Source organism: Actinokineospora sp. NPDC004072, assembly GCF_053604195.1.
Window position 1 is genome coordinate 1 of the sequence record NZ_JBSGHB010000035.1, and the last position, 6,853, is coordinate 6,853.

At 71.4% G+C, this 6,853-nt stretch carries 8 protein-coding genes; 2 read left to right on the forward strand and 6 right to left on the reverse strand.

Features of this window, described 5'->3' with window-relative positions; all coding sequences use genetic code 11:
- Positions 1–196 precede the first annotated feature (196 nt).
- The 3 genes from ACWEPX_RS31465 to ACWEPX_RS31475 are packed head-to-tail and all read right to left on the reverse strand — an operon-like array spanning position 197 to position 2,072.
- Positions 197–421 (reverse strand): helix-turn-helix transcriptional regulator, encoded by a 225-nt coding sequence (locus ACWEPX_RS31465; RefSeq protein ID WP_451900908.1) that lies wholly within the window; start codon positions 419–421, stop codon positions 197–199.
- Complete coding sequence (locus ACWEPX_RS31470; protein WP_451900909.1) at positions 418–1,254, reverse strand: ABC transporter permease; 837 nt, start codon at positions 1,252–1,254, stop codon at positions 418–420. Before ACWEPX_RS31470 ends, ACWEPX_RS31465 begins: the two co-directional genes overlap by 4 nt.
- On the reverse strand, positions 1,251–2,072 hold the full coding sequence (locus ACWEPX_RS31475) for an ABC transporter ATP-binding protein (protein WP_451900915.1): 822 nt from the start codon (positions 2,070–2,072) through the stop codon (positions 1,251–1,253). Before ACWEPX_RS31475 ends, ACWEPX_RS31470 begins: the two co-directional genes overlap by 4 nt.
- Before the next feature lie 185 nt (positions 2,073–2,257).
- On the opposite strand from ACWEPX_RS31475, the gene ACWEPX_RS31480 reads away from it, so the two are divergent.
- Positions 2,258–2,521, forward strand: coding sequence for a DUF4235 domain-containing protein (locus tag ACWEPX_RS31480; protein WP_451900910.1), 264 nt, complete (start codon positions 2,258–2,260; stop codon positions 2,519–2,521).
- 84 nt (positions 2,522–2,605) lie between these two features.
- On the opposite strand, the gene ACWEPX_RS31485 is transcribed toward ACWEPX_RS31480, so the two are convergent.
- Positions 2,606–2,866 (reverse strand): hypothetical protein, encoded by a 261-nt coding sequence (locus tag ACWEPX_RS31485; RefSeq protein WP_451900911.1) that lies wholly within the window; start codon positions 2,864–2,866, stop codon positions 2,606–2,608.
- Between the two features lie 108 nt (positions 2,867–2,974).
- Between ACWEPX_RS31485 and ACWEPX_RS31490 the strand changes: the two genes are divergently transcribed.
- The gene (locus tag ACWEPX_RS31490) at positions 2,975–4,159 is read left to right on the forward strand and encodes a zinc-dependent alcohol dehydrogenase (RefSeq protein WP_451900912.1); all 1,185 of its coding nucleotides are present in this window, start codon (positions 2,975–2,977) and stop codon (positions 4,157–4,159) included.
- A gap of 12 nt (positions 4,160–4,171) precedes the next feature.
- On the opposite strand, the gene ACWEPX_RS31495 is transcribed toward ACWEPX_RS31490, so the two are convergent.
- Both ACWEPX_RS31495 and ACWEPX_RS31500 read right to left on the reverse strand, forming a co-directional pair.
- Entirely contained in the window at positions 4,172–4,519 is a 348-nt protein-coding gene (locus ACWEPX_RS31495) for a hypothetical protein (protein ID WP_451900913.1), read from the reverse strand.
- A gap of 68 nt (positions 4,520–4,587) precedes the next feature.
- Complete coding sequence (locus tag ACWEPX_RS31500) at positions 4,588–6,186, reverse strand: peptide chain release factor 3 (protein ID WP_451900914.1); 1,599 nt, start codon at positions 6,184–6,186, stop codon at positions 4,588–4,590.
- Positions 6,187–6,853 lie beyond the last annotated feature (667 nt).

Here is a 6,853-nt window from a genome sequence, read left to right on the forward strand (position 1 = left end):
GGCGTGAAGGCGGTGAAGGCGGGCGGAGCCCGTTCACGCCCTCGCAAGTTTAGCGGCGTTTCGCTCCCCGCGAATGCGAGTCCACCCCATCGGACAGGGCTTGGTGGGGCGCGTTCCTGTTTGGTGGGTGGGCGCGCTGCTTCATGCAACGTGTGCCCGTGCGGTCTTGTGGGGCCCGGGGTACGGTTCGCTCCCCTTATGAGCCTATCCGGGGGAATGGGCGGGTGGAGAAGATTACCTCTACTGGGACCTCGAAGTATTCGGCGATTCGTAAGGCGAGATGTAAGCTTGGGCTGAATTCGCCTCGTTCCAGGTAGCCGATTGTTTGGTAGTGGACGCCGAGGGCTTCGGCTAGTTCTCGGCGGGAGATGCGGCGTTCGGCGCGGAGGATGGCGATTCGGTTGTGGACTGCTTCGCTCATGTTCGCTGGAGGGCCTGGGTGCGTCGGGCTTCCATCACCGCGCCGGATTCTCGGCGGGCGGAGCGGCGGAGGAGGATGGGGCCGAGGGTGAGGCCGAGGGCTGCCCAGGCGCCCAGGACGGTGATGGATTCCAGGGTGCGCCAGGATTCCGTCAGCTCAAGGGCGGCCGCGGAGTCGGGCAGGAAGACCGAGCGCATGCCCAGGCCCAGCCAGTACAGCGGGAGCGCCTGGACGATGACCTGCACCCAGCCCCAGAGGGCCTGCATGGAGAAGAACAGGCCGGAGATCATCGCCAGGCCCATGGTGATCAGGAAGCCGAAGCCGCCGATCGCGCGGGGGCTCTGGATCGCCGAGCCGATGAGGACGCCGAGGGGGAGGCAGGCGATCAGGCCGAGCAGGACGTAGCCGACCAGGCCCAGCCACATCCCGGGGTCGCCGACCGGGACGCCGGGGACGATGAACAGGCTGGGGACCAGGACGACCAGCAGGCCAGCCAGCACGTCCAGCACGGCCACGACGGCCAGGCCGACGACGTAGGCCGACATGCCGCGGGGCATGGCCTTGGCGCGCAGGAGGGTGCCGTCCTCGCGTTCGGTCGACAGGTAGTAGGCCGTGCCCATCACCGAGAACACGACCATCAGCGCGAGGATGCCGGGCAGCAGCTGGACGCCGAGGGAGATGTCGGTGCCCGGCAGCTTCGAGTTGCGCGAGGTGAGCAGGACGACCAGCGGGATCGCGTTGTAGAAGAGCAGGTTGAACAGGCCGTCGCGGCTGGAGTTCGTGCTGCGCCAGGTGATCCAGCCCCGGTCGAGGCCCAGTGCGAAGGAATTCATGCCGTGCCCTCCTCGCGGTGCACCATCGCCATGTACGTGTCCTCCAGCGACGTGCGCCGGACCTCCAGGTCGGTGACCGGCTCGCCGGGCTCGGCCAGCAGGGTCCGGACGTACTCGGTGGCGTCGTCGGTGCTGTGCACGAACCGCTCGCCTGCCCGGGTCCAGCGGACCTCGGCCTTGCCTTCGACGGCCTTGGCCAGCTGCTCGGCGCTGCCGTTGGCCACGATGCGGCCCTTGACCAGGATGAGGATGCGGTCGGCCAGCTTCTCGGCCTCGGCCAGGTCGTGGGTGGTCAGCAGCACGGTCGTGCGCTCCACGTCGACCAGGCGGTGCACCAGGTCGTGGAACTCGCGGCGAGCCTGCGGGTCGAAGCCCGCGGTCGGCTCGTCGAGGAACAGCAGGCGGGGCCTGCCGACGATGCCGATGGCCACGTCCAGCCTGCGCCGCTGCCCGCCGGAGAGCGTGCCGACGCGCTGCATGCCCAGCTCGGTCAGGCCGACCAGCGCCAGCAGCTCGTCGACGTCGAAGGGGTTCGGGTAGTACCGCCCCATGTGCCCGAGCAGCTCCCGCACCCGCCACTTCGCGTGGTCGCGCCAGGATTGCAGGACCACGCCCAGCCCGGCCCGCCACCGCTCGTCGCCGTGCGCCGGGTCGCTGCCCAGCACCTCGACCTCGCCCCCGGATCGGGTCCGGAAGCCCTCCAGGATCTCGATCGTGGTGCTCTTGCCCGCGCCGTTCGGGCCGAGCAGGGCGACCAGCTCGCCGGTCCGGACCTCGAAGTCCACCCCGTGCAGCACGTCCTTGGCGCCGTAGCGCATGCGCAGCCCGCGCACCCGCACGGCGAGTTCGCCCGCCGGATCCCCCGCCAGCCGCGCCGGGTCGGCAGCGACATCGGTAGCTTCCATGCGGCGGACGATAGCACATGTACTACATCTGAGGCCGCTGATCGCCCGCGGCGGGCGCAGCGGTTTCGACGCGGGGGCGGCCGGGGTAGTTGGAGATCATGCTGAAGCTCCTCTACCGCCCCCTCAGCCTGCTCACCGGTGTGCTCGGGGGCCTGCTCGCGGGCGCGCTGTTCAAGCGGCTGTGGACGCTGGTGTCCGGGCAGGACGAGGCGCCGGAGGCCACCTCGCCCGACCACAGCACCAAGCAGGTCCTCGCCGCGGCGCTGCTGCAAGGGGCCCTGTTCGGCGTGGTCAAGGCCGCCGTCGACCGGGCGGGCGCCAAGGGCTACCGCAAGCTCACCGGCGAGCACCTCGACAACTGATCGGACACCTGGTCGGACAACTGATCGAACACGCGCGGGCGGGTGGGGCCGGGTCCAGAACCGGCCCCACCCGCCCGCGCGCGTCTACCAGACCGGCTTCTCCCACCGCGGCGGGATGCTGTCCACGATGGACTCGGCGTCGATCAAGTCGACCCCCGGGGCCTGGCCGGGGCGGTCGGCGGGCAGGCGCACGCCCACCCACCATCGGCCGGTGTCGAGGTCGGGGTAGACCGGGCCCACCACCACCCCCGACCCGATGGGCTCGGGGACCGGGGAACCGCGGCGCACGAAGGTCACGATCGCCCCGGCGGATGGCACGCTGTCGGGTTCGAAATCGGCGGACACGGCAACCACTCCTCGGTGGGGACCTGCGAGAGACACCCGGGTAATGCCCCCCGGTGGGGGCGGCAAAACCTGGTTTCCCCGCACGGCGGACCGGCAACCCGGGCGACTATGAAGGCACTCACCTGGCACGGCCGCCGCGACGTCCGCGTGGACACCGTTCCCGACCCCGTCATTACCGAGCCGACCGATGTCATCGTGCGGGTGACCTCGACCGGGCTCTGCGGATCGGACCTGCACCTCTACGAGGTGCTCGGCCCGTTCCTCGACGAGGGCGACATCCTCGGGCACGAGCCGATGGGCATCGTCGAAGAGGTGGGCTCGGCGGTGACCGCGGTATCCGCAGGCGACCGGGTCGTCGTGCCGTTCAACGTCTCCTGCGGCACCTGCGCGATGTGCGGGCAGGGCCTGCAGTCGCAGTGCGAGACCACGCAGGTGCGCGAGCAGGGCAGCGGCGGCGCCCTCTTCGGCTACACCAAGCTCTACGGGCAGGTCCCCGGCGGCCAAGCCGAGTACCTGCGCGTCCCCTTCGGCAACACCCTGCCGATCAAGGTCCCGGAGGGCCCCGCCGACGACCGCTTCGTCTACCTCTCCGACGTGCTGCCCACGGCCTGGCAGGCGGTCGAGTACGCCGCCGTCCCGCCCGGCGGCAGCCTGGTCGTCCTCGGGCTCGGGCCGATCGGGGACATGTGCGCCCGCATCGCCCGCCACCGCGGCATCGAGACGGTCATCGGCGTCGACCTGGTGCCCGAGCGCCTGGCCCGGGTCGCCGCGCGCGGGGTCGACACGCTCAACCTGCGCGCCCTCGGCTCCGGCCTGGCCGACGAGATCCGCTCACGCACCGGCGGCCGGGGCCCGGACGCGGTGATCGACGCCGTGGGCATGGAGGCGCACGGCTCGCCGGTCGCGGGCATGGCCCAGAAGGCCGCGGGCCTGCTGCCGGACAAGCTCGCCGCCGGGTTCATGAAGACCGCGGGCGTCGACCGGCTGCACGCGCTGCGGCTGGCCATCGACGTCGTGCGCCGCGGCGGCACGATCTCCGTGGTCGGCGTGTACGGCGGCATGGCCGACCCGATGCCCATGCTCACCCTGTTCGACAAGCAGATCCAGCTGCGCATGGGCCAGGCCAACGTGCTGCGCTGGGTGCCCGACATCCTGCCGCTGCTCACCGACGACGACCCGCTGGGCGTCGACGACTTCGCCACCCACCACCTGCCGCTGTCGGAGGCGCCCGCGGCCTACGAGATGTTCCAGAAGAAGCAGGACGGGGCGATCAAGGTGCTGCTCAAGCCGTGACGCTCGGGGGCGTCACCCGCCGAAGGTGATGTTCCCCTGGATGTCCTTGGCCTGCACCACGTTGCCCGACACCCGGCCGCTGATCTGGTTCGACACCGAGCCGTTGTCGACCACGTTGTGGATCTGCGTGGCGTTCCACTCCGCGCGCAGGGCGGTGGCGAAGTCCGGGTCCGCCGCCTCGGCCCTGGCCAGCTCCTCGGCGAGGGCGGCCACCTCCGGGGAGGTGCGGGACGCGCCCCGCGCCGCGGCGAGCGCCTTGCGGCCGCCTGCCGTGAGCTTGGCCTTGACCAGGTCGTACAGCGACGTGGCCGAGCGGGTCGCCAGGGCGGCGGCGACGTCGACCAGGATCGGGTCAGGCATGGGCGCTCCCGGGGCGTGTGGTTGCCACCAACCGTAGCAACGCGGAGTCGATCGCCTCCAGTCGGTGACTACTCCTCGGTGGAGTCGACCAGGCTGTCGTCCAAGGCCAGCTCGGGGTTGAGCCTGCGCGCCATGCCCAGGGAGATCTCGTCGAGGAACAGGGCCAGCAGGGTGCCGTCCGCCCTGGTCAGGACCTCGCTGCGGGTGCCGGTGTTGAGGATCGCCGCCTGCGCGGGGTCCAGCAGCCGCCGGACCGTGCGGTAGGGCAGGTGGTCGAGGCGGATGGGCGAGTTGAACTCCGCCTCCATCCGGTGCGCGGCGACCTCGAACTGCATGGGCCCGACCGCGGCGAACACCGGGGCGGCGTCCCCGCGGCGGTCGGAGGTCAGCACCTGGACCACGCCCTCGGCGCCGAGCTGCTCCACGCCCCTGCGGAACTGCTTGGCCTTGCCCAGGTCGGTCGGCCGCGCCACGGCGAACGCGGTCGGGGTGAACGTCGGCAGGCGCGGGAAGCGCACCGGGGGCTTGCTCGCGTACAGCGTGTCGCCGACGCGCAGGGCGGTGGCGTTCACCAGGCCGATCACGTCGCCGGGGTAGGCGGTGTCCACAGTGGTCCGGTCGCGGCCGAACATCTGCTGGGTGTACTTGGTGGCGAAGGGGCGTCCGGTGGTCGCGTTGGTGACGACCATGCCGCGCTCGAACACCCCCGAGCACACGCGCGCGAAGGCCACCTGGTCGCGGTGGGCGCGGTCCATCCCCGTCTGGACCTTGAACACGAAGCCGGAGAAGGGCGCGTCGACCGGGCGCTCCTCGCCCGCGGCGTCCGGACGCGGCGCGGGCGGCGGGGCCAGCGACACCAGCAGGTCCAGCAGGTGCCGCACGCCGAAGTTGAGCACCGCGGCGCCGAACAGCACGGGGGTCGCGGTCGCCTTGCGGTAGCGGTCGCGGTCGAACTCGCCGCCGGACATCGCCAGCAGCTCGGCCTCCTCCACCGCCCGCGTCCACTCCGGACCGACCTCGGCCAGCGCCTGCTCGGGGTCCAGGTGCTCCTCAGCGGCGGCCGTGGCCCCGCCCGCGGTCCGCTCGTAGCGGACGAACTGCCCGTTGAGGAGGTCGACCACGCCCCGGAAGTGCCCGGCCTCGCCAACCGGCCAGGTCAGCGGCATGGGCTGGAGCCCGATGCGCTCGACCAGCTCGTCGCACAGCGCCAGCGCGTCGCGGCCGGGCCGGTCCCACTTGTTGATGAACGTGATGACCGGGATGTCCCGGTGCCTGCACACCTCGAACAGCTTGAGCGTCTGCGGCTCCAGGCCCTTGGCGGCGTCGAGCAGCATGACGGCGCTGTCCACAGCGGTCAGGACCCGGTAGGTGTCCTCGGAGAAGTCGGCGTGACCGGGGGTGTCGAGCAGGTTGATCACGCAGTCGCCGTACTCGAACTGCAGCGCGGCCGAGGTGATGGAGATCCCGCGCGCCTGCTCCATCTCCATCCAGTCCGACACCACCCCGCGCCGCCCGGCCTTGCCGTGCACCGCCCCCGCCTCGGAGATCACCTTCGCGTGCAGCGCGAGCGCCTCGGTCAAGGTCGACTTCCCGGCGTCGGGATGGCTGATGACCGCGAACGTCCGCCGCCGCCCAGCGGTCCCCACCACGTCTGTGTCGACGGCCACACATCCTCCAACCAGGCGCCTTGACCTGTCGAGTCTAGCGAGGGGGGTGGGGTGGGAGGTGGGGTCGGTGCGGGCCGGGCTGGTTGGCGGGGGGTGGGCTGTTCGGCACGTCTCGCCCTGCCCGCCATCCGCTGGGCCGTCGTCTACGGCGTCGTGGTGAGCCTGGCCCGCTCGCGGCGAGGCTGGTTTGCGGTCGGCCGGGCTGGGTTGCGTCGGCCGAGTTGGGTTGCGTCGGCCGGGCTGGGTTGCCGTCGGCCGAGCTGGGTCGCGTCGGCTGGCTGAATTTGGTGGCGTTGCCCGACCGGGCCGGGGTTTGCTGTCGGCCGGGCTGGTTTGGCGGCCGCGCTGATTGCGTCGGGCCGACTTGCTCGGCTGGGGCTGGTTGCGTCGCGCTGGGCTGGGTTGGTGGTGGCTGGGGTGGAGTGGTGTCGCCCTGAGTTGTCCACAGGGGTGTGGGCAACGGGTATTGACAAGATCGGCGGCCGCGTATTCTGGAAAGAAGAGGGCGGTTTGACCCCCGGTTGGGGAGGGGTCTCGGATCCGGTGTTGGGGGCGGGATCTTGGGCGGGGGCGGGTTGCGCGGCTTGGGTGGTGGGTCCGATGGGGTGAACTCGCATTCGCGGGGACCCCTAAGCGAAACGCCGCTTGGGCGTGAAGGCGGTGAAGG

Excerpts from the sequence above, each read along its gene's own strand:
- ACWEPX_RS31495 (WP_451900913.1), bottom strand. The coding sequence starts at position 4,519 with ATGCCTGACCCGATCCTGGTCGACGTCGCCGCCGCCCTGGCGACCCGC.
- ACWEPX_RS31470 (WP_451900909.1), bottom strand. The coding sequence starts at position 1,254 with ATGAATTCCTTCGCACTGGGCCTCGACCGGGGCTGGATCACCTGGCGC.
- ACWEPX_RS31475 (WP_451900915.1), bottom strand. The coding sequence starts at position 2,072 with ATGCGCTACGGCGCCAAGGACGTGCTGCACGGGGTGGACTTCGAGGTC.
- ACWEPX_RS31490 (WP_451900912.1), top strand. The coding sequence starts at position 2,975 with ATGAAGGCACTCACCTGGCACGGCCGCCGCGACGTCCGCGTGGACACC.
- ACWEPX_RS31480 (WP_451900910.1), top strand. The coding sequence starts at position 2,258 with ATGCTGAAGCTCCTCTACCGCCCCCTCAGCCTGCTCACCGGTGTGCTC.
- ACWEPX_RS31465 (WP_451900908.1), bottom strand. The coding sequence starts at position 421 with ATGAGCGAAGCAGTCCACAACCGAATCGCCATCCTCCGCGCCGAACGC.